The organism is Streptomyces sp. NPDC006314, from assembly GCF_040613075.1.
In the GTDB taxonomy this organism is placed as follows: Bacteria; Actinomycetota; Actinomycetes; order Streptomycetales; family Streptomycetaceae; genus Streptomyces.
In genome coordinates, this window is the sequence record NZ_JBEXRL010000007.1 from 317,696 (window position 1) to 339,820 (window position 22,125).

18 protein-coding genes and 1 pseudogene are annotated in these 22,125 nt (G+C 69.8%); 7 read left to right on the forward strand and 12 right to left on the reverse strand.

Annotated features, from left to right (window positions below; all coding sequences use genetic code 11):
* Positions 1-168: 168 nt before the first annotated feature.
* Both ABZ079_RS15985 and ABZ079_RS15990 read right to left on the reverse strand, forming a co-directional pair.
* Positions 169-477 carry a hypothetical protein gene (locus tag ABZ079_RS15985; RefSeq protein ID WP_356940033.1) on the reverse strand — a complete coding sequence of 103 codons (309 nt, stop codon included), beginning with the start codon at positions 475-477 and terminating at the stop codon, positions 169-171.
* 257 nt (positions 478-734) lie between these two features.
* Positions 735-995 (reverse strand): hypothetical protein, encoded by a 261-nt coding sequence (locus tag ABZ079_RS15990; protein ID WP_356940083.1) that lies wholly within the window; start codon positions 993-995, stop codon positions 735-737.
* Between the two features lie 66 nt (positions 996-1,061).
* On the opposite strand from ABZ079_RS15990, the gene ABZ079_RS15995 reads away from it, so the two are divergent.
* Positions 1,062-1,610, forward strand: a complete 549-nt coding sequence (locus ABZ079_RS15995; RefSeq protein ID WP_356940034.1) for a hypothetical protein — start codon at positions 1,062-1,064, stop codon at positions 1,608-1,610.
* 252 nt (positions 1,611-1,862) lie between these two features.
* Positions 1,863-3,095, forward strand: coding sequence for an alkane 1-monooxygenase (locus ABZ079_RS16000; protein WP_356940035.1), 1,233 nt, complete (start codon positions 1,863-1,865; stop codon positions 3,093-3,095).
* Between the two features lie 354 nt (positions 3,096-3,449).
* On the opposite strand, the gene ABZ079_RS16005 is transcribed toward ABZ079_RS16000, so the two are convergent.
* Both ABZ079_RS16005 and ABZ079_RS16010 read right to left on the reverse strand, forming a co-directional pair.
* Complete coding sequence (locus ABZ079_RS16005) at positions 3,450-4,082, reverse strand: TetR family transcriptional regulator (protein WP_356940036.1); 633 nt, start codon at positions 4,080-4,082, stop codon at positions 3,450-3,452.
* A gap of 466 nt (positions 4,083-4,548) precedes the next feature.
* On the reverse strand, positions 4,549-5,661 hold the full coding sequence (locus tag ABZ079_RS16010; protein ID WP_356940037.1) for a catalase family protein: 1,113 nt from the start codon (positions 5,659-5,661) through the stop codon (positions 4,549-4,551).
* Positions 5,662-6,180: 519 nt separating this feature from the next.
* Here ABZ079_RS16010 and ABZ079_RS16015 point away from each other — a divergent pair.
* On the forward strand, positions 6,181-6,396 hold the full coding sequence (locus ABZ079_RS16015) for a hypothetical protein (RefSeq protein ID WP_356940038.1): 216 nt from the start codon (positions 6,181-6,183) through the stop codon (positions 6,394-6,396).
* A 122-nt stretch (positions 6,397-6,518) separates the two neighbouring features.
* Here the strand turns inward: ABZ079_RS16015 and ABZ079_RS16020 are convergent, their stop codons facing one another.
* On the reverse strand, positions 6,519-7,124 hold the full coding sequence (locus tag ABZ079_RS16020) for a TetR/AcrR family transcriptional regulator (RefSeq protein WP_356940039.1): 606 nt from the start codon (positions 7,122-7,124) through the stop codon (positions 6,519-6,521).
* Between the two features lie 53 nt (positions 7,125-7,177).
* Here ABZ079_RS16020 and ABZ079_RS16025 point away from each other — a divergent pair, with 53 nt between their 5' ends.
* Positions 7,178-8,104, forward strand: a complete 927-nt coding sequence (locus ABZ079_RS16025; protein WP_356940040.1) for a DUF2867 domain-containing protein — start codon at positions 7,178-7,180, stop codon at positions 8,102-8,104.
* Between the two features lie 304 nt (positions 8,105-8,408).
* Positions 8,409-9,302, forward strand: a complete 894-nt coding sequence (locus ABZ079_RS16030) for a serine protease (RefSeq protein ID WP_356940041.1) — start codon at positions 8,409-8,411, stop codon at positions 9,300-9,302.
* 559 nt (positions 9,303-9,861) lie between these two features.
* Here the strand turns inward: ABZ079_RS16030 and ABZ079_RS16035 are convergent.
* Complete coding sequence (locus ABZ079_RS16035; protein WP_356940042.1) at positions 9,862-10,362, reverse strand: hypothetical protein; 501 nt, start codon at positions 10,360-10,362, stop codon at positions 9,862-9,864.
* Positions 10,363-10,629: 267 nt separating this feature from the next.
* Here ABZ079_RS16035 and ABZ079_RS16040 point away from each other — a divergent pair, with 267 nt between their 5' ends.
* Entirely contained in the window at positions 10,630-12,405 is a 1,776-nt protein-coding gene (locus ABZ079_RS16040; RefSeq protein ID WP_356940043.1) for a hypothetical protein, read from the forward strand.
* A 295-nt stretch (positions 12,406-12,700) separates the two neighbouring features.
* On the forward strand, positions 12,701-14,863 hold the full coding sequence (locus tag ABZ079_RS16045; RefSeq protein ID WP_356940044.1) for a SpoIIE family protein phosphatase: 2,163 nt from the start codon (positions 12,701-12,703) through the stop codon (positions 14,861-14,863).
* Between the two features lie 168 nt (positions 14,864-15,031).
* On the opposite strand, the gene ABZ079_RS16050 is transcribed toward ABZ079_RS16045, so the two are convergent.
* The 6 genes and pseudogenes from ABZ079_RS16050 to ABZ079_RS16075 form a co-directional block, all read right to left on the reverse strand.
* Entirely contained in the window at positions 15,032-16,216 is a 1,185-nt protein-coding gene (locus ABZ079_RS16050) for a type III polyketide synthase (RefSeq protein WP_356940045.1), read from the reverse strand.
* A 934-nt stretch (positions 16,217-17,150) separates the two neighbouring features.
* Positions 17,151-17,825 (reverse strand): hypothetical protein, encoded by a 675-nt coding sequence (locus ABZ079_RS16055; RefSeq protein ID WP_356940046.1) that lies wholly within the window; start codon positions 17,823-17,825, stop codon positions 17,151-17,153.
* A gap of 231 nt (positions 17,826-18,056) precedes the next feature.
* Positions 18,057-18,212: pseudogene (locus ABZ079_RS16060) on the reverse strand (zinc-dependent alcohol dehydrogenase); the annotation flags it as partial.
* Positions 18,213-18,989: 777 nt separating this feature from the next.
* Positions 18,990-20,033: an SPFH domain-containing protein gene (locus ABZ079_RS16065; protein ID WP_356940047.1), complete on the reverse strand. Its 1,044-nt coding sequence runs from the start codon at positions 20,031-20,033 to the stop codon at positions 18,990-18,992.
* A gap of 4 nt (positions 20,034-20,037) precedes the next feature.
* The gene (locus ABZ079_RS16070) at positions 20,038-20,469 is read right to left on the reverse strand and encodes an NfeD family protein (RefSeq protein WP_356940048.1); all 432 of its coding nucleotides are present in this window, start codon (positions 20,467-20,469) and stop codon (positions 20,038-20,040) included.
* Positions 20,470-20,920: 451 nt separating this feature from the next.
* A complete protein-coding gene (locus ABZ079_RS16075) occupies positions 20,921-21,148 on the reverse strand; it encodes a hypothetical protein (protein ID WP_356940049.1) in 228 nt (75 codons plus the stop codon).
* Positions 21,149-22,125: the final 977 nt, after the last annotated feature.

Genomic DNA, 22,125 nt, shown 5'->3' on the forward strand with positions numbered 1-22,125 from the left:
CTCCCGCACTGGTCCGCCCGGCGTGGCACCCGCTCCCGATCGGCGGCGCGACACGGGAGACCGGCACAGTCCGCGCTCACCGGCCGTCGCTCAACGGCGCTCCAGAGCGGCGATCCGACGACTGCCCACGAAACCCGGGGGCCGGGCCGCGGAACGGCGCCGCTGTCCTCACGGCCGGGGGTTGGTGCGATGCCACCGTGGGCGCGCGTCACTGCCTCGGCGTCCGGCGACGGAGGCGCAACGCGGGCAGACGCGCCGTACCCGGTCCGCCGCCCCTCCTGATTCCGGGAACGTGTCTGTCCAGGTGACGTGCGGGAAGCGGGTCAGCTGGGAGCGGCTGAGCGACAGACCGCAGACCGTCTCATTCAGGCCCGGCTCCCAGGCGTGAACCTCACCGGCGGGTAGCCGACGGCGGCCCTCATCCTCATCGGTCCACTGTCCGGAGGCGGCGACGGCGTACTGCTTCGTGCGAGCCATGGCGAGCGCGGGCCGACCGTCAGCCGACCGCGTTGCCGACGCCGGGCCGCGCCGGCACAGTCGGCACAGTCGGCAGACGGACGACGTCCAGGGCGCCAGGCGCGGTTTCCCCCCTGATCGCGCGGGGGCATTCGAATGGAGTCATCACGGCACCGTCCTGCACTCGGCCTCGTCAGCGGCTCGCGTGCCCGGATCGCCGGATCCCAAACCCCTGGGACGAGGGCCGGGGCCTCTGCTCCCGCGTGATGACCGGCCGTTCACTCCGCGCTCTGCGGGAGGTAGTAGGTCTGCCTCAGGAAAGCGGCCATGTCTTCCAACGCCTGTACATAACCGGCCTTGTACCGTGCGTCGGTGTCAGTGCGTTGACTTTCGGCCATCGCCCATTGGTCCAGCTTCAGCGCGATCTGCAGGTGGTTGCGGTACAGCACACCGTGTTCGCCGTTGAGTGCGGTCCGGGCGCGTCCCTCGTCCCAGTCCTCGAGGGTGCCGGTGTCGAAGTCCAGCAGAGCCTCATCCATCTGCCGCACGATTCTCCTCCGCACGCGTCGCTCGGGTCAGGTGCCACGTCCGTCACCACAACCGAGTTGCACGGGCGCCGGAGACGAAACACCCGCGAAAAGGTCGAGCGGGCACTGGCCGCCCTGGACTATCGCCCCAATCTGTCCGCCCGCGACCTCCGCAAGGGCAGGACCGCAGTGATCGCCCTGGCGCTGCCGGAACTGGACGCGCCGCACTTCTCCGAACTCACGCGGTTCGTGATCGGCGCCGCCGGCGAGCACGGCTGGACCGTCCTGACCGAGCAGTCGGCCGGAGATCCGGACCATGAGCGGGAGGTCCTGGACGGGATACGGGAACAGCGCATCGACGGGCTCATCTTCAACCCCATCACCGTCGGCCCGGAGGAACTGACGGCCGAACGGACACCACCGAGCCGACGAGGTGCCGCCACCGGCGACGTGGCCGACCTGCGTACGAAGGAGCCCTCCGGCACGGACGACATGAGGGAACCGACGGATCCCCGCAGACGAACGACCATCAGAGGGGCATCGTCGGCCGACACGCCTGCGGGGATCCGGCGGCAGACAGCAGCGTGCCGTGCCGTCTGGAATCGAGACAACACCGGCCTGGTGTAAATATTCTGACGTGCTGTCAAGTCAGGGCGTGTCCGGTGCCGGATGGCGCTCGCATGTACGCCCAGTGCCGTCACCTCTCCGCTCCCGGACCTGAAGGCCACGAAGAAGGCGACTGACGAGGCATCAGAACATTGACACATTGCATCCTTTGTCAGCGAACGGCTTTCGATGCCACAGTCGTGACTCCCCGGATGCGCGCCACCGCCGACCCCATCGCGGTCGGCGGGGCCGCGGAACGTCGAAGGAGTCTGCATGAACGACGCGGCACAGTCGGCACCGTTCGAGTGGCGGGATCCCAAGCGCTATCTCTGGCTGTTGGGGCTCGCGGTGCCCACGCTGCCCTTCCAGGCCGGAGCCCTCGCTTCACTGACCGGACTCGCCGCGTTCTGGTGGTGGGGCCCCTTCTTCGCCTTCGTTCTCGTCCCCTTGCTGGACCAGCTCACCGGATCCGACGGGGAGAATCCCCCGGAGCAGGCGATGGCACGACTGGAGGCCGACCGCTACTACCGCTGGTGCACCTATCTGTATCTGCCGATCCAGTTCGGCGCGCTGGTGTGGGCATGTGGTCAGTGGACCCACGGTGACCTCTCGCTCACCTCGCGGCTCGGACTGGCTGCGACCACCGGCGTGGTCGCCGGCGTCGCCATCAACACGGCTCACGAACTGGGCCACAAGCACGAGGAGCTGGAACGGCGTCTCAGTCGCATCGCTCTGGCGCAGACCTGCTACGGCCACTTCTATGTCGAGCACAATCACGGGCACCACATTCGTGTGGCCACGCCGGAGGACCCGGCCAGTTCACGGATGGGAGAGGCCTTCTGGGCGTTTCTTCCCAGGGCGGTCGTGGGCAGTGCGCGATCCGCCTGGCGACTGGAGAAGCGGCGGCTGTCCCGGCGCGGACGCGCCGTGTGGAGCCGGCACAACGACGTGCTGACCTCGTGGTCGCTGTCGGCCATCCTGTTCGCGGCCCTGACCGCCACGTTCGGCTGGAACGTGGCGCCCTACCTCGTGCTGCAGGCCGTACTCGGTTTCTGCCTCCTGGAGAGCGTCAACTACATCGAGCACTACGGGTTGCTCAGGCGGCGTCGTCCGGACGGCCGGTACGAGCGCGTTGCTCCGCGCCACAGCTGGAACAGCAACAACACCGTCAGCAATCTCCTGCTCTTCCAGTTGCAGAGGCACTCCGACCATCACGCCAACCCTCTGCGGCGCTACCAGACCCTGCGCCACTTCGGCGAAGCCCCGCAGCTCCCCTCCGGCTACGCCTCGATGATCGTCCTGGCCTGGTGCTCACCGCTGTGGTCCCGGATCATGCACCCAAGACTGCTGGCTCACTACGACAGCGACGTGACGCGCGCCAACCTCCATCCGCCGGCCCGTGGGCGCCTCCTTCGCCGTTACGGTGCCGAGTCCAGTACCGCTGCCACCGTGCGGGCCCCCGGGTCCGCCACCGAGGCATCGCCGGCCGAGGGCACCCACCGGTGACTGGTCGTCAGGAGGACGCCCGCATCGGCCGCTTCTGCGGCGTGCGCCGGCGGCACGTCAGGGCGCACGGACGGCGGCGGTGCGTCCGGCCCACCGCGCACCCCCGTCAGTAGCGCCCTGATAAGCGGTGGTCGAGACCCTCCTCGAAAGCATGAGCCACCGCGCACCGTCATCTGCTGGACGCCAGGCCTGCCGGGGTGAGCCGGACCCGTTCCCCGGGGTATCACCTCGTGCCGTTTCATCCCTCCCGTCTCCCCCGGACGACGAGACGGGAGGCCGGATGCCGGAAGCGGTGCCGGGCGGACTCTCCGAGCGCGGCACCCGGCAGGACCCACCGGGCATCGGTACTCGCCGCTATCGCATCACTTTCAGCACCGCCAGGGAGAGCCGCTGCGCGGTGGGCCGGGGATCGGCTCCGGGCAGAAGGAGGTGGCTGATGGTCATCCGGACGGTGATGTCCGCCGCCATCTCGATGAGGTCCTCGTCCCGTCCGGGAAAACGCTCCGTGAGCCACGCGCGCAGCAGGCCCTGAGCCGCGTCGAAGATCGGGTCCGCACGTGCGGTGAGGTAGGGCAGCAGGCTGTCGGAACCCTCCCTGGCAGCCATGACGACAGCCCGTACGAGCGGGTTGCGATGGGCTTCGGTGAGGACGAAGAAGACAGCCGTCTCCAGGGAGGCACGGGTGTCCGGGAGCCCGGGGTAGAGGGCCTGGGCCACGCTTTCCAGGAACTCGCGTGTCTCCCTGACCACCAAGGCACGGCCGAGGCCCGCGCGGTTGCCGAACTCCTTGTACACCGAGGGACGGGACACCTCGGCCGCCGCGGCGACGGCCGACAGGCTCACCTGGTCCCAGCCCGAGGCACATGCCAGGTCGCGTGCGGCGTCCAGTACGCGCTGTCTCATGTGCTTGCGCCATGCGACGCGTGGCGGATCGGGTACGGCTGCGTTGTCGTCCAGGGATTCCGTCCTGCTCGTGTGTGCCGCCATGACGCCAGTCTGGCAGGAGCGTGTGCGGCGGGGGCACGCCGGCGGACGTACCCGCGGCCACGCGGCGTGGGGTCCGCCAACCCCGCGAGGGGCCCGGGTGGCGGGGTTCGGGATGAGATCCGGCGCCGTCAGGAGCGCTTGCGGCGGACCAGGAAGACGATCCCTCCGCCGAGCGCCGGCACGGCGGCGGCCACCCCGAGGGGTGCCGCCACGCCGGCTCCGGTCCGGGGCGGCGGTTCGCTGTCACCGGCGGCCGCGCGGGGTCACGCGCATCACGGTGACGCAAGGGCTTCTTGACCCCCGTGGCACCGCTCGAGCATGGCCGCCGACGGTGGCTGCCGGCCAAGCGCCGCCACGCTCCGGGAAGAGAACGTGAGCGGCGCCGAGAATCCGTTGCCGGGTCGCTTGTCGCGCGGCCGCGGTCCGAGCGCGGTCGGCGCAGGCGGCGGGACGGGGCTGAGCCGGCTCAGCCGAGCACTTGCGCGCTGCTGACCGGTTCCCGCCGCTGTTGGCCGTTGATGCGGTGCCGTTCGATGGACGAGCGCCGGTACACCTCCTGCCGCACCCGCTGGATCTCACCGACAGGCCGGTGCTCCTCGCGTGAGCGCCACGGCGTGATCGACGTGGCGTCGGCGGCCGCGACGTTGTCGTCCCCGCCGACGTCCTGGCGCGGAAGGTCCACACGGGCGACGGTCACCCAGGGGGACAGTTCCTCAGGCCACTTGACGGAGGTGTTGTCCACGGGCATGCGGGCAAGATCGGTGTTGAGCTGCACCTGGAGTGCGAAGGAGTGGCCCCGTTCCGCGGCCTCGGCAACCAGGGTGTGGCGGAACGCCTCGTTGTCCGCGCGCACGTCCACGATCTGGTGCGTGAGGGAGGCCAGGGACTCGGCCGTCGGCACGGTACGGATCTTGGCGATGTGGTCGCCGTACCGGAAGGCGCCCATGCTGTTGTAGGTGTACGACAGCAGGTTCCTGCGCGGGACCGTGGTGAACGACAGCATGGCGAACAGTTCGTCCCACAGCCAGCTGTCGGGATCGGTGAGCGTGCCCCGGCGGGTCAGGAACTCCGCCATCCAGGTCTTGCGGCGGGCCGGGTTCACCAGGGCCTCGGGCAGCTCCGCGAACAGCTCCTCGATGACCATGTAGTCGTAGGCGGTGTTCGCGAAGAAGACCTCGTTGTTGATCAGGTTGAGGTCGAAGGTACCGCTGTCCGGCTCGTCGTCCAGCAGTGAGGGGCCGGGGACCCCGAACAGTTTGATGCCCATGCCGCACGCCGCGCCCAGCTGGTGGTCGGGGCGCTGGTGCCCCAGGCCGTTGGAGTAGCGGACGACGGCGTCGTACACGGCGGGCCGGGCGAAGACGCCCTGGCCGTGGAATCCCTGGTTGTCACCGATCGTGACGGTGGCCTTGAGAAGACCGTAGGTCTTTCCGTGGGCGGTGCGGACGGCGCGGCCGACGGCCTCCCGCTCGACCGAGGCGCGGGTGCGCTGCGCCACCTGTGCGACCACTGCGTCCAACTCCTCCTGGTAGGCCGGACGTTCGGCGGGGCGGTAGTCCTCGTAGCGGACGGGGTCCATGGTGTTGCCTCCCTGTACGGTGATGTCGATTCCAGACGCTAGCCCGCTATTAAATTGTGCACAACATAACCGTCTGTGGTGAATCACACGTTGGCGAGCGCAACCGTGTGAGGGGCACCGCGCCGGCAGGGTCGATGCATGCGGTGCGCTGGGGGGCTGCTGACGTTCGTCAACGACCGTCGGCCACCAGCGACATCGACCTGGCCGAGGTGTGCGCCTTCCCGTCCGCCTGCCGGCACCACCCGGCTGAACACCCGGCACGGGCACGGCGCCAGGCGCACACACGCGGGTGCGCACGCTGCGGAGGCCCGACACCCGCCGAGCCGGCGGCAGCCGTCCCGCCCCCCGCTCCCTCTCCGGGGGGTTCGGACCGCAGAACCGACCCACCTGCGGACACTCCGCGCTCCGCCCTCCCGGAACGGTGGGATGCGCCTCCGGCCCCGCTCGCCGCGTCGCCCTCCGATGCGCCCGTGCCCCCGAAGCCCGTCCGCACGCCCAGGCGGCACGGAAGCCGGGGACATGGTCGCTTCATCGACCGTCGGCGCACCCCAGGTCGCCGGCGTCTTCGGATCGGGCACCGTGGGACGAGGGGGGCGCCGCCGGAGCGGTGGGCTCGCGAGGGCGGGAAGACCGGCAGGCCGTACCCGATCCCAGAAGCCGTACGGCATCCACGGGGACGAGAGCGGCGTCTACGCGGACGACACCCGCCTCGCCCTCATGCTGCGCACGAAGTAGTGGCCGACAGCCATGCGGCGGGCATCGGCCTCTTCCGGCAATCGTCGGCGAGGCCGGATGGGTGCCGCCTCGCATCCCGGCCGCACCCGCCGGTTCGGACCGCCCCGGGCGTCCTGGGCCCCTCAGGACTCCGGGGCGGCCGTCATCAGCGTGTCGAGCACCGAGTCCAGGTAGCGCCTGCCGTCCTCGCCGGCCGGAAGCGTCTCCGGCACCGCGTGCGTCAGCTGTGTATGCCCGAGGTAGCCGGTGTAGGCCAGCAGCGCACGGCGGCGCGCCTCGTCCGGAGGGAAGCCCAGTTCGACGAACAGCTGCGCCAGGTAGCCGACTCGACGCTCCGTCACCCGGCGCAGTACGGCGGCCACCCGCGGGTGTCCGGCCGAGGCCGGCAGGGAAACCTCCAGCGGGTCGTGGGCTGCGAGTTCGGACGCCGTGGAGAAGAGCCCGCGCAGCCGCATCTCCGGATCCGGCTCGGCCGCCAGCCCGGCGATGATCGACTCGGTGGACTTCTCTTCCCAACGGTCGAGCGCGGCCTCGATCAGCGACTCACGGTTGGCGAAATGCCAGTAGAAGCTGCCTTTGGTGGTCCCCAGACGAACGGCGAGCGGCTCGATGGCGACCGCCGTAAGACCGCCTTCACCCATGGCTGACAGGGCCGCGTCCGCCCAGTCCTTCGCTGTCAGCCGCTTCCGGCCACCCTCGCGAGCGACCTCGCCCCGCCGTTGCCCCATGCCCATACGCTACCGTATGGGCGACAACATACGGCAGCGTATGGAGGCGCGCTATGCGCAGGTTCCGCACCATCCGCAATGTCCACGAGCGCACGATCGAGGCTCCCGCCCAGGTTGTCGGGGCCCTGCTCGACCGCCTGTCCTCGGCCGACGACCCGGTCTGGCCCGCGCCGGCCTGGTCCCCGATGCGCTTCGACCGCCCCCTGGGCGTCGGCGCGGACGGCGGGCACGGCTTCATCCGCTACCGCGTCACCGCGTACGAACCCGGCCGCCGCGCCCGCTTCGACTTCACCCCACCCATGAGCGGCCACCATGAGTGCGTCATCGAACCGGTGGGACGGGAGCGATGCCGCCTGCGGCACACCCTGGAGCTGGAACGCCGCGGCCCGATGGTGCTGTGCTGGGCTCTGGCGGTGCGCTGGATGCACGACACGGTGATCGAAGAGCTCTTCGACAACGTCGAACGGGCCGCCACCGGAACGGCCGGCAGCCCCGTTCGCTGGTCGCCCTGGGTCCGGCTGCTCCACCGGCTCATGTGGGAGAGGGCCGCCGCCTGCGACCTCCCGGCGGGTGCCCGCCTGGCCCGTGTCGCCTTCGAGCGGACCCACTACAGCGACGCATGGCGGATGACGATGCGTCCCGGGATGCCCCGGGACCCCGAGTCCTGGCGGGGCGTCCTGCGCGGAGCTTCCTTCCCGGTGGTGGGCCGCGAGGGCGGCGAGGTGCTGCTGGGCGAGGACGCCGGCCACCTCGACTTCCGGGCCTCGATCCTCGTCGACGACCGTCAGGTCACGCTCAGCACGGTGGTGCGGATCCACAACTGGCGCGGCAGGTTGTACTGGGCCGTGGTCAAGCGCGTCCACCCCTTCATGGCCCGTACCATGCTCCGCCGTATCCACCGGCGACTCGCCCTCACAGCTCCCAGCGCCGCGGAGCGCGCACCGTCGGCACCCGTTCCCGCCGCTCCGCAGGGAAGTTGAGTGGGGACCGACACAGAGCCGCCTGCTGGGCAGGACAGTTCTGCTGGCGTGGAAGCGGTGTGTGCGCGGCTACCGACTCGATTCCGCCGGCATCGCGGCCTGTGCGGTGCCGTCACGCACGGGCCGCATCGACGAGGGGGCACCCCTGCGCATCGTCGAGCACCTTCGGGAACCTCCCTCCGCAAGTTGCCATCTGACAGGGCGCCATGCCACCGCCGACGGGTGAGTCCCGCGTTGCTCGGCCCGGTTGAGCGCCTCGGGAATGTCCGTCGTGGTGGCTCTTCGGAGATTGGAGACACCCCCCATGCGTCTTTCCACCGCCCACAGAACCGCGACCCGGCGGATCGCCTCCGCCGCGATCGCTGCCGGCGCGGTGCTCGGACTCCTCGGTACGTCCACCGGGGCGGCTGAGGCGGCGACACCGGCCCACCCCGGCCGCCCGGACCGTCCCATCATCGGCGGCACCGAGAAGCCCGTCGGCTCATATCCGTTCATGGCGGCGCTGCTGGCCAAGGGCCGGGGCAACCCGCACGACCGGCAGTTCTGCGGCGGCAGCCTGCTGGACCCGTACGTCGTCATGACGGCCGCACACTGCGTCGTCGGTGTGCAGCCCAAGCAGCTCGAAACGGTCGTCGGCCGCACCGTGCTGTCCAAGAAGAACCAGGGCCACCTGCGCAACGTCACCGACATCGTCGTCCACCCCCGCTACGCCAGGGGACAGGAGGCGTACGACATCGCGTTCCTGACGCTGGAGAAGCCCGTCACCGGTACCGCGCCGGTCAACCTGCCGACCGTGGGCACAGACGCACTCATCCGCCCGGGCGCCAGGGCCACGGTCATCGGCTGGGGCAACACCGACACGGAAGTGCCGAACTATCCGGACCGGCTGCGAGCGGTGGACGTCCCTATCGTGTCGCACATCGAGTGCAAGGCGTCCTACTCGAGCTACGACAAGAAGGTCAACGTCTGCGCGGGCGTCGAGGGCAAGGACTCCTGCCAGGGTGACAGCGGCGGACCGATGTTCCGGAAGCTGCCGGGCCGCCGCGGGGTCTACCAGATAGGCATCGTGTCGTACGGCGACGGCTGCGCCGCCCAGGGGGCTCCGGGCGTGTACACGTACACCGGTTCGGCCAAGCTGTGGGACACGCTGGACGAGTCCGCCAAGGGCAGGAAGGTGAAGCGACTGCTCGGCCGCTGATCGGGTGAAAGGATGCCCTGTTCACTCGGGGACTCGGGGAAACAGGGCATCCGCGGCGGCGGATCACGCAGGGCGCGGCTGGCCACCCAACGCGCCCTCGGCCCGCCCTTTCTCGCCTCGGCCGGTGACGTTTGCGAGAGCTGGGTCTTCGCCACCGCCTTCCTCACCCGGCCCGTGTCTCGGCCGCCACGTCCTTCGTCACCGCCTACCACGAACGCTTCGGAGCGGTGGCCCCGCCCTGGTACTCCGCGGAGCCTTACGACGCGACGCTGTTCGCGGCGCGGGCGATGACGACGCTGGGCGCGTCCCACGAAGAACGGGGCGCCATCGTGGGCAACTGCGCGCGACCGACTACCGACAGATCACCAAGCGGCTGCGCTACACGTCGTCGAGGACCGGGTACCCCATGAAGGCGATGTCCCTCTTCAAGGCGTCCGGCGGCCGCTTCCGCTTTCTCGGCCAGTACCAGGACGTGGCGACCTGAGCCGTGCACGGCCGGCGCGGACCGCCGTGACACGTCGGTCGGCGGACCTGAATCCCGTGGGACCGCCCGCTCGCGTCACGCGTCCTCGGTCATCCCCGCGAAGGCCCAGCCGTGCCGGATGTTTCCGCGTTCCCGGCGGTCGACGCGGGTGACCTCCGGCGCACCGTTGCTGCGCGTGAGCAGTCCGCTGATCAGCGTGCGGTACGCGAAGAAGAGTGTCACGGCGCCGGTCACGACGAAGGCCATACCGGGCCCGTACCCCTTGCCCGTGGCAGTGCGGATGACGTGGACGAAGCCGTAGCCGCCGAGGACCGTCGCCAGGGCGCACACCTTCCACAGCACACCGTGCAGGCGCCGTTCACGGCGCACTTCGGCGAACGACGGGAGGGCCACCCGGAGTTGTGCGCCGCAGTGCTCACACGTCTCACGGGTCTCGTTCCTGCGCTCCTCGAAACGCTCCAGCCGGCTGGTGGCGGCGTTGGTGACGGCAATCGTCCGGCTCAGCTTGTCCGTGACCTCTTTGGTGAGGGTGTGCATGATCCTGTACTCGAAGGTCCCCGGTACCTCTGCGGCCACGGCTTCCGCCCCCTTCTCTCCCCCGCCCCCGACACCCTCGATTCTCCTGCGGCGGCAGGCGACTTGCCGCCGGGGCCGCACCACTTGGAACCGCACTGTGACGAAACGGGCGCCCGCCGGGGGAGGGCACGGCCCCGTTGTGCACCCCGCCAGAGGTGCGCGGTCCGGTATGTCGTTCGAGGGCCGCAGCTCACTGCGGCGCAGCCGGAGCGCGGCTCCTGCGGGAGCCACCGCCGGCCGAACCTGAGAGGGACGAGGTGCGGCAGCGTGCCGGAACGCCCGAGCCGCTCTGGAACGCGCAGCGGAACGCGCGCTGCTCCCGGCCTGGATCGCCGTCGACCACCACTTTCCTTCCGGGACGCACCCCACGCTTCCTCTCCCCGCAGCCGGAAGGAGCCTGGTGACCGAGTGAGGGCCGACGGCGCCGGGCACGGCTTCGTCCCCGGGCGATGGCGGCGCGGAATGCCCGTCCCTGTCATGTTCTCGTTGCCTGCCTGGGATCCGACAGCCCGGATATCGCTGCACAGCTGGATGAAGAGCGAACTGCTCAAGATCTATCCCAGCCTCCGGCAGCTAGACTCCGATGTCGTTGCGCGGCTGGTGAGTACCCACCGCGTCCTTCCGGTCCTCGACGATTTCGACGGACTGGCTCCGCAGCTGCGACCGGCGGTGATCAAATCCCTCAATTCCTCGGTCGGCCCGAGCGACCAGTACCTCCTGCTGAGCCGTCGGCAGGAGTACGGCGACGCGGTGGCCGCCGAGCGCCCCCTGAAGAAGGCTTCCGTCGTCCTACTCGAAGGCCTCACGGTCGCGGATTACGCCGACTACCTTCCTTTGTCCGCGGTCAAGACGGGAGGCGGCTCCGGGACGCGCTGGGATCCCGTACTCGCCCGTCTGCGCAGCGAACCCGACGCTCCGGAGACCGGTGCGCTGCGGGGCGTGTTCTCCACGGCGCTGGGTGTGTCGCTGGCCCGACGTGTCTACAGCGACGCCACCGGCGCGGCGGCGAACGACCCTGCCGAACTGCTCGATCCGGAACGCTTCCCGGATCAGACCCGCCTGCAGCACCATCTGCTCAGCGCGTTCGTCGACGCGGCATACGAGCAGCCCCTCGCCGACGACCAGCCGGCAGCACACCGGGCCGGGTACCCCGTCGCGAAGGCCAGGCAGTGGCTGGGCTGGCTGGCAGCGGACCTGAACCGACGGGAGACGCGCAGCCTGGCATGGTGGGACCAGAACAGCAGGCTCCCCCGACCGCTCTTCGCCCTGACCGGGTTGCTCCACACGATGGCGACCATGCTCCTGAGCGGCTACGGCGCTTCCCTTGTCGGCATCGACGCACACATGCCCGCGTTCGCGTACCTCCCGCTGGTCGCTGTGCTCTACTGGGCGCACTTCCCATACGCGCAGCGCCTTTCGACGACGTTCATCCAGACGGCGAAAAGGCAGCCGAGAAGCGGCTTCCATCGCCGGCTTGTGGTCCGCTCGCTCTTCAGCGGCGTCTTCATGACCATAGCGACGCCGGTCCCCCTGATGCTGATCTTCGAACACTTCTCCGCGAAGGACATCGGTTTCCCGGCCGCGTGTCTCCTGGGGCTCGGGGCAGGCATCTGGTCCTTCGGCAAGAGCTGGGTCGACGCTTCCATGGAGCCGGTGAACATCGCCGGATCCCCGAATCCATCCTCTCTGCTGCGGACGGCACGCTGGAGCTTCCTTTACAGTCTGAGCACTGTCTGGCTGTCCGTTTTCCTCTGCAGCTTCGTCGCCGTCCTGGCGCTCGGCTCGACGACGCCGACCGGCATTCTGCGTTCCGTCTCGGTGACGCTCTGGTTCTGTGTCGTCGCCCTCACCCTGCTGTTCCTGATCTGCCCGTGGGGATTCTTCGTCCAGACGCGGCTGTGGCTGGCCCTCACGGGTCGTCTTCCGCTGCGCTTCATGACCTTCCTCGACGACGCGCACCAACGGGGAATCCTGCGGCAGAACGGAGCCGTGTACGAGTTCCGGCACGCCTACCTTCAGGAGTACCTGGCGGCGGGCGAGTAGGACGCGTATCGCGTCGTGATCCCGGCCGGTCGTGGCGGCCGGCCGCCGGCCTGGTCCTCCCCCACCGTCGCGAACGTGGCCAGGTAGAACCCGACGAAATCTCCCGCGACTGCCGCCTCGGCGACGGCGTGCACCACGCCACGCCGCGGCATTCCCTCACTGCCGCGATCCGCTGGTGTGGGCGAAGCGACCCCGGGTGTTATTCAATGAGGTGTGCGGTCAGGGATCTCGGGGCCCCGTCGCACGGGTCCGAGTACGGCCCCGGCGCTGCGCCGGGGATTGCTGAGAGAGCCGCATGGACTCCACGCCCTCCCCCTCGTCCTCATCGCCGTTCGACCTGGTCAGCAGGGCCCTGGGGCGCTACATCCCGGTCTCCGGAGCGGCAGCGGCCGCCGCTCCTGCCGACGCGCAGGACGACCGCACCACCCGCCGACGCGTACCCGACGACCCGGAAGCCAGCCGTCAGGACCAGATTCTCGGCGCGATCAACCTGGACGGGGATCTGAGAATCACCCGCTGCAATCTGGACGCCCCCGTATTCGCGGGTCTGGACGCCGTGGCCGGGTGTCCTTTCGTCGATCTCCTGCCCCCCGGGGACGTACCGACGGTGACACGGCGGTTGCGGCAGGTCCTGGAGACCGGTGAGGCGCACGTCGCCCGGATCCAGCGCCTGCGGCGCGGCGACGGGTCGGAGCTGGTGGTCTCGATGAGCATCCTGCCCGCCGCGGCGCCTGAGGAGGGTCTGACCATCTCCGTGATCGCCATGGCCAGGAGGCTGCACCTGTACGCCGCCGAGACCGCGGTCGGCACCTCGCTGGACATCGGCGAGACCGCGCAGTCGCTGGCGGAGTCCCTGCTGGCCTGGGGAGACGTGGCCGCCGTCGACCTCGACCTCGCCGTGTGGACGGGCGAGGGAGTCACCGAGCAGGCGCAGGGGCGCATCCGGCTACGGCGGGCGGCACTGGCGCCGGACCGGGCGTGGCCCGACGGCTACGTGACTCCGGGCGGCGATCTTCCCAGCGACGCGAGTCGGCTGCTGGCGCAGGCGGTACGGCGGGACGATGCCCCGCAGGCCATCGTCATACCCGACCGGGAGGCGGTCGAACGGGTACTCGGCAGTCCGCAAGTGATGCGTGCCCTCGTGCCCGGTGACCGGTCGGGGGGTGTGGCGTGTGTACCGCTGGTCTTGGACGGCGCGCCGCCCGTCGTACTGGGCGTGGCGGAGGTCTGGCGGCGGGCGGACTGCCCCTTCCGCGACAGCGAGCTGTTCGACCTGCAGGAACTGGTGGCCAGGACCGCCCATCACGTCGACCTGGCCCGTCAGCACCAGCGCGAGCACACGCAGGTGCTGGCGTTGCAGCGCCGGCTGCTGCCCCGGACCGGCGGCGACACCATCGAGATCGCCAGCGTCTACCAGCCCGCCAGCCCCGACAGCGCGGGCGTCGGCGGCGACTGGGTGAACAGCTTTCCGCTGCCGGACGGCCGTACCGCGCTGGTGGTCGGTGACGTCGTCGGGCACGGCCTGGGAGCCGCGGCAACCATGGGCCAGCTGAGCATGGAGGCCCGCGCGCTGCTGTCCGCGGGGCTGGCGCCCGACGAGGTGCTGGAGCACCTGGACGAGACCGTGACGCTGCTGGACGACACGGAGTCGGGGCTGACGGCCGGCTACAGCGCCCTCGGGTCGACCTGCTGCATCGCCCTCTACGACCCGGTCAACCACCACGTGGCGCTCTCCAGCGCCGGCCACCTCCCCCCGGTCCTGGTGCTCCCGAACGGGCACGCGGGCCCGCTCGCGGTCCGCCCCCACCCCGGCCTGGGCGCCGAGTTCGCGCTGCGGGAGCCGTTCGACGTGCACGTGTTCGGTGCGCCCCCGGGCTCCCTGCTCGCCCTCTACACCGACGGCCTGGTGGAGGATCCGGCCGTGACGATCGACGAAGGCATCAACAGGCTGGCGGACACCGTGTCCACGGTGCACCCCTGGGACGCCCTGCAGCAGGCCGCACGGCACGTCGTCTCCGCGCTGGCACCTGTGCGCCAGCGGGACGACGTGAGCCTGCTGCTCGCGCGCATGATCGGCTACCGCAAGGGGGACACCGCCACCTGGCGGCTGCCCGCCCGCGAGGACGCGCCCGCCCGTGCCCGCGCGCACGTCTCCGCGCGGCTGCGGCAATGGCGCACCAGGGACGACACCCGGGACAACGTGTCGCTGCTGGTCAGCGAGCTGGTCACGAACGCGGTGCGCTACGCCACCGGTCCCGTCACGGTACGACTGATCAGGGCCGGTCACGGCCTGCTGTGCGAGGTGGGCGACACCGGCAACGGCAGGCCACGTCTGAGCCGGGGCGGCGTCCTCGACGACGGCGGTCGTGGCCTGCACATCGTGCACAGGCTCACCACCCGGTGGGGGGTGCGGTGGACGGACACCGGCAAGGTGGTCTGGGCGGAGGTCGCAAGGTGACGCGGCCGCGGGGCGGGGCGCGGCCGCGTACGCGAGCGCGGCGAGGGTGGGGGCGGCGTACGCGTCAGCCGACGTCACCGACGGTACGGACGACACCCTCAGCGGTACCGGTGGCGTGACCGGTGATGCGGGCGGCCCGTTCGCTGGTACGGGTGGTGCGGACCCGTACTACAGCCACTCCCCTTCCAGTGCGGTGGCGGTGAGGCCCGGTGCCGCCGCGTACAGGACGGCACGATTGCCCGGCTTCTGCCCGGCATCGCGCGCCCGCCTCAGGATGTCGAACACGGCGGCGCCTCCGCGGTTGCCGCTGGTGTAGCTGTCCCGGCTGTAGTCCAGCAGCCCCGACGGCCACGCGTCGGGCATCGTCTGCTCCATGTACTCCAGCACCCGGGTCCCGCCGGGGTGCGCGAGCAGCACGTCGGGGTGCCAGGAGTCGGGGTCGTCCTGGTAACGCACGCGCAGCCACTCCCACATCGCGGTGACCGTCTCCTGTACGGCGCGCGGCCCGCGCCGGTCCATCACGAAGTGGGTGCCGTCCGCCCGCGTATCCAGGCGGTGCAGGTCTTGGGTGCCGGGCAGGGTGTGGTGCCAGGCGGCATCCAACCGCAGCACCGACTCGCGCCTCTGACGGCCTGTGACCACCGCGGCGACCGCGGTGTCCGCAAACAGCAACCGGACGATCAGGGACTCGAGGGTGTCGTCCGCGGGCTGGTAGGTCGTGCTCAGCGCCTCCGCGATCACGACCAGGACCACCCGTTCGGGATCCGCGGCCACGAGATCCGCCGCCAGCGCCAGCGAGCGGGTCCCTGCGACACAGGCCCACTGCGTGGCCGGCAACAGCATCACGTCGTTGCGGAGCGGAAGCTTGTTGGCCAGGGCGATGTCCAGACCCGGCAGCGCCGGGGTGGTGGAGTGGCTGGTGATCAGGCAGTCGATGTCTGCCGCGTCCAGCCCGGCGATCTGCAGGGCCCCGCGCGCCGCACGTTCGCCGTAGGACTGCACGGCCTCCCAGGCCGGCGCGGTGCGCTCCTGGACGGTCTGCGGCGCGGGAACCGCCTCGAGGGCGGCGATCACGCGGTCCACGTCCTGCTGTGTGAACCCGTCTCGTGCCAGCGCCTCTTGGGCGGGCCCGATGCCGACAGCCCGCAGGCCGCTGCCGTTACCGGGCGCGACGGCGGTCTCCAGCGGCAGCATCCACCCGCGGGTCGCGATGCCCGTACTGGCCGCGATGCCGTCGATCCGCGGCGCCCACGCCGCGTGCGGGTGCCGGTCGCGCACCTCCGCCACGATCTGGCTGGTCTCCACGGCGTGCTCGCCGGGTATCACGGCAGGAGGACAGAGGTAAGCGGCCATAATGGGCACCTTTCCGAGGGAAAAAGGAGGAACGTCACGAAGGCTGCGTCATGGGCCACTTTGAAAGTTCGCGCCCAAGAGGATGCCGATGAGACCCACTTCGGGAGTGGACATCCCTTTCGAGCATGGACGCTAAATGGACATTTGCGCTGTGATGCAGACAACTTGGGCAGCCCTTGAAGGCTGTGATCCGGCACACACCGCCAAACGGGGGTCCTCGGAGCGGCTCCCCTGACTTACCGTCACGCGTTTTGATCCGAACAAGCATGGGCGGGACGGGGACGGGACGAGTGGCCTCGGCATCCTGACCCACGCCAACTGCTCTACTTCGCCGGGGACAGCACCGGCGGCTCAGCCGCTCCACGTGGTCGCCGGTGGCGCTCAAGGCGTCCTCTCGGTGGGAGCGTCACACCTGCTGCGCGGTGAGCCGGTGGACCGGCGGCCATGCCGTCACGATGCGCATCGTGCCCTTCCCGCCCAGACCTGCCGCCTCTGAGCGCGGCCCTCGCGACGGCCGCGACCATCGCCCTGGCCACGGGCAGGGGCGAACTACCGGCTCGGGGACTCGCAGCTGCAGTACTCGACGTCGGAGAACACGACCAACGCGACCATCGGCAACCGGGACGTTGAGGCCGGGCGCGGTCTGCTACGACCTGATGTTTTGCCGAGTTCGGCCCTCGGAAGTCAGCACCGAACCAGCACCGGAAACGTCGTGCTGCCGGGCGGCTGCAGGGAACCCGAGATCGACCGGCCAACGACGACGGCGTCGTGATTCTCCTGGCCTGCCGCCCAGCCCGTGACCGGTTGACTCTCTTGCAGTCGGCTCTCGTGGGGCGCCGCCCGTGACACGGGGCAGGCCTGTGCCGACTCTAAGCCGCCCTGGCTGCCTCGCGGGTATACGGACCGCGAGGCAGCCGGGCGCGCGGCCGGTGGATCAGCCTTGGACGACGAACGTCCTGGCCTTACCGGAGCGGCCGGAGCAGGACCGCCTCTCCTCAGCGGTCATCTTCCTGGACTTGACGACCACCGCGTTGCTCTGGCCGTCCGTCCCGTTCGGGGCAGGGCCGGTGATGACGTCGGGGACGAACCAGAAGTAGTGACCCCACTTCCGGTCGTCGTAATGCGTCTGCCATGTGCCGGAGACGGTCTGCATCACCTGCGCACGGGAGATCCAGCCGACTTCACCGGGCTTCACCGTCATGTTGACGGAGCTGGTCTCCGAGTGCGTGCTCGACCAGGTGTGACTGTAAGTCGCCGTAACGCTGAGGTCGATGATTCCCGCTATCTTGCCGCCGGCGGTCACGGACACGCCCGCCGAGTCCGTGGAACCGACCGTGTCGGACCAGGTCATCGACTGGGTGGCGGGCGAGGTGCTGCAGTTGTAGAGCGAGTCGGAGACCCGGTGGAAGTCTCCGAGATACGCCTGGCCCAACTGCGGTTCGTTGAAGGTGCACTTTCCTTCGCCCGAGTCGCAGTCCGCTATGAGCTGTGCCCGCGTAGGCTGGTCATCGGCCGAGGCCGGAACGGCTATCGCCGCGACCATGCCCAGGGCAGCCGCTGAGAGCGCCAGCATCCGTCCGCCGTGGCGCATCCTGCGGTTGTTCGCCATACATGTGCCTTTCGCTGTGCATGAGGGGGGTCGGTGATCGCAGGAAGAGCGACTGCGCTTACCGCGATCACCGCCTGTTGCGATCTAGGAGGCGCAACAACTGATCTATCTACACCACTAGTTGATGGAATCCCAGTCGTGCGCGATCTCCCGCCCGTAACTGATCGGCGGGACCTGCTCCACCTCCGCGACGACGTGCCACTCTCCCCGGCCGACGACCACGGCCGACCGCTTGACCGGCCAGACGCCGTGTGCCGCGTGGCTGCCGGTGGGGCACAGCCCGGAGGCCTGGACGCGGATGCGCCCTGGCCCGGGGCGGGGCTCGGGGTCGGGGCGGTCCTCGATGACCAGGGGCTCGCCGAAGGCTCGTTCGGCCGCTGCCTTCACGCTCTCTTCGCTGCAGTGGTAGTCAAGGGTGCATCAGTCGTGTGCGACGACGGCCGGGGGCGGTGGCGTGGCGCGGGACGGCGTGGGTGAGGGCATCGAGGTGGGTGCCGTCGGAGGAGCGGCGGATACGCCGGCCGACGACGACCGGCGAGTCCTCGCGGAAGGCATCGATCAGGAGGAGCGAGGGAGCAGCGGGACTCCGTGACGATCACGACGTCGGGGTACTACTGCCGCCGAAGGCTCAGCACCTCGGTCAGGGCTGCGGCATCGCTCTTCGCCACCATCCAACGGGCGAAGTACCCCCGCAGACTCGCTGGCCGGGCGCCGGCCCGGCTACTGGGGCAGCTTCGTGTCCGGGCGCGCCGGTCCAGCAGCGCAGCAGGTCCCGGCTTCCGGGACCTGGTAGAGGGGTAGGCATCGAGGCCGGGACGGAGGTCTTCCACAGCTGCGGACAGCTCGATGCCAACTTGCAGACCATCATGGTGGCTTGAACAGCCGACTGTGTTCGACGGCTCTTCCGTCACCGCGCAGGCCCGCTACTGTCCCGTACGACGAGCGCCGTGATGCCGGCGAGCGGCGGGCGCACGGCGTCAGACGCCGAGTCACTTAGTCCGCGAAGGGCAGATCGTCGAGGCCGACCACGCTCGGCGTGGGGCGGTCTGGCGGTGAACATCATCGAGTGCTGACCGGCGGCGCGGCTGGTCGTAGACACCATTCGGATATCTCCGCATGGTGCACTCAAGCGGCGCAGGTCGACGAGCGGCGATTGCCAGATGGTCAGGCGCCCGGAGGCTTCCGGTGTGCGAGGGCATCGGGGTTGGCGCCCTCGGCCTTGGCTGCGTCGGCGAGCGCCGCGGCAGCGGCTTTTTCCGCCTGAGCCTTGTCATTGGCGGCCTGGGCGACCCCGTCGTCCGAGGGTTTCTCGCGGGTGGCCGGTGACTGGGGCAACACCTCGGTGAAGGCGCGGGACACGCCCTGGAGTGCGGAGGTGATCTCGCTGGGGATCACCCAGAAGTTGTTGCCCGAGCCTTGCGCGAGTTGGGGCAGCGTCTGGAGGTACTGGTAGGCGAGCAGCTTGGGGTCGGGATCGTTGCGATGTACGGCCTGGAACACCTCGTCGATGGCCCGCGACTGGCCCTCGGCCTGGAGGATCGCAGCGGTACGGTTGCCCTCCGCGCGCAGGACGGCGGCCTGCTTGTCCCCTTCGGCGGTGAGGATCTGCGACTGGCGCTGCCCCTCGGCCCCGAGAATCGCGGCCCGCTTGTCCCGCTCGGCTCGCATCTGCTTCTGCATCGCGTCCTTGATGGACTGCGGAGGGTCGATGGCCTTGATCTCCACCCGGTTGACCCTAAGCCCCCACTTGCCGGTGGCCTCGTCCAGCACACCGCGCAGCTGGCTGTTGATGGTGTCCCGTGAGGTAAGCGTCTTTTCCAGGTCCATGGATCCCACGACATTGCGCAAGGTGGTGACGGTGAGCTGTTCGACCGCCTGCAGGAAATTCGCGATCTCGTAGAAAGCCGCTCGCGGGTCGGTGACCTGGAAGTACAGAACGGTGTCGATCTCGACGACCAGATTGTCCTCGGTGATGACCGGCTGCGGCTTGAAGGAAACGACCTGTTCCCGCAGATCGATCACCGGATGAACGCGGTCGATGTAAGGAATCACGAGACTGAGGCCGGGACTCAGGGTCCGGTGGTAGCGGCCGAGCCGCTCGACATTACGAGCGCGTGCCTGGGGAACGATGCGGACCGCCCGCACCACGGTGAAAACCGCGATCAGCGCGACGATCAGGCCGGCAATGAGGAACGCCGAGGTTTCCATGGTCTCAGTCCCGGGGGTAGACGATTGCGGTGGCGCCGCTGATCTCCATGACGTCGACGGTCTTTCCAGCAGGAATGACCAGCGTCTCGTCGTAGGCGCGGGCCGTCCACTCCTCACCGTCGATGCGGACCCTGCCGCCCAGGCCCGTCACCTCTGAGACGACATAGGCAGCCCTGCCGACCAGTGCGTCCACGCCGAACCGCTCCGCTTGGGGCCGGAGAACGTGGCGCAGCGCAATGGGGCGCACGAACAGCACGCTGACTACGGCGATGACGGTGAACACCAAGAACTGCAACGGCAGTGACAGCCCGACCGCGGCGGACCCCGCCGTGACCAACGCGGCCGCGCTCAGCATTCCGAGCGCAGCGGTAAGGGTGGAGATCTCCGCCGCAGCCAACACGGCTGCGACGATCAACCAGATCAGCCATGGATCCATTGCGTGCCTCTTCTGACCGGTGTGGGTGCGGAAGGGCCTGACTCCCGCCGTTGCACCCCGATACGGGACAGCCGAAACCTCTGGCAAAGGAAACCCTGCCGAACGATCGGAGGTGTACCGGTGCAATACGCACCCGGGCAAGCCATTTCATTTACGACGATTTTACCCATAGAGGAAGATCCGCGAACTCCTCAGCGCGGGTCAGCTGGATACGGAGACCGCCCCACCCGCTGCCGCACAAGCTGGGCCTGCCCAGCACCCTCGGCTACGGCGTCGCCGAGTCCGGTGAGGAACACGAGAGCCACTCGGGGACCGACCGACACGGGGACCGACACCACCGTCACTCCCCCCTGTCCCCCTGCGGTGGCCCGGTGCGCGCCGGGCCACCGCCTCACCCCGGGAGGCATCACCCTGTCCAGTCGATCGGCGATCGTCCGTGCAGTCGGCGCGGTCAGTGCCGGGAGGCGATGATCAGGAGGAGGACCAGGATGCCCAGGGCGATCAAACATCCGGAGCCACCGGAAGACGATCCCTTGCGGAACTCGACCATCCCGCCGGGAACGACATCCGGATGGCTTCGGCCGTAGTGCGCCTCGATCGCCTCCGCCCCCTGGGATTCGCTCCCCCAGGCGGTGTGGTGCCCGCACTCACCGCACCGGTATCGGTAGCTGTCGGCCATGACTGGTCTCCTTCTGGATTCGGTGGGTTGCGCGCGGCCGCCGGTCACGTCCTTCGGACGCCGGGAGCAGCCGATGTAAGCCGGTGGCGCGGACGGCGACGGAACCGTTGCCCCGGGCCACCACTGTTCGGACAGCCGAAGTCACCGCAGCGCAGCGCGATCCGCTCACCGTCGACGAGCACCAGGGCACGGGTGATGCGCCGCGAGGACGGCACCCTGCGTCGTAACGCCCGGACCCGGCGATCCGGATGCGTGCCGGTGGACGGGGACCACGGGAACAACCCCGCGCTCGAAGAACTCGTAGCGCCCGCGGGTCCCGTCCGGCGCCGGGGAGCCAACGGCCTCGTCCATGGTCGGGAAACCCCAGCGCCGCTCGGCGTCCGACGCCCGGAACGTGCTCAGGATCCCGCCGTAGACCGCGTGCCACAGGATGATCCCGACTGGTCGGGCTGCGCCCGCGCCGGCCCTCAGCAGCGATCTGCGGGTGAGTGGGAAGCGGTCGGGGTGTGCGGGATCGGACATGGTCGGCCCTCCAGGGTCGGCTCACCGCGGTGAACGCGGTGGTCACGTCGGGGGATGCGGTCCGCGAGCACTGTGCCGGGTGTGGGTCTCCTCCCGCTTCGGCCGACGCCGGGGCATCACGGGGTACTCGCTGCGCCACGGCTCCGGGAACGGTCCGGGCGGTCCGCAGCGGCACGTTCATCCTGGCGAGGGCCGCTGAAAAGACGATGAAATCCCGGTTCACCGCCCGGATGCGGCGGTGCGGTGAGGAGAAAGGGCCACCGTGGCACAGACCAGGGACGGAAGGAGTTGTACCGCTCCCCGGCCACCCGTGCCGGTCGGTGACGGCGGTTCGCGAGGCGCTGTCATGTCGTGGGGTCCGGGCGAGTGCGCCAACCCCTCGATGGTGAGCACGGAGTACATAGGCGACACCACTCGTCCCCCGTCGGCCTGCGCCATCGTGGACACCGACAAGA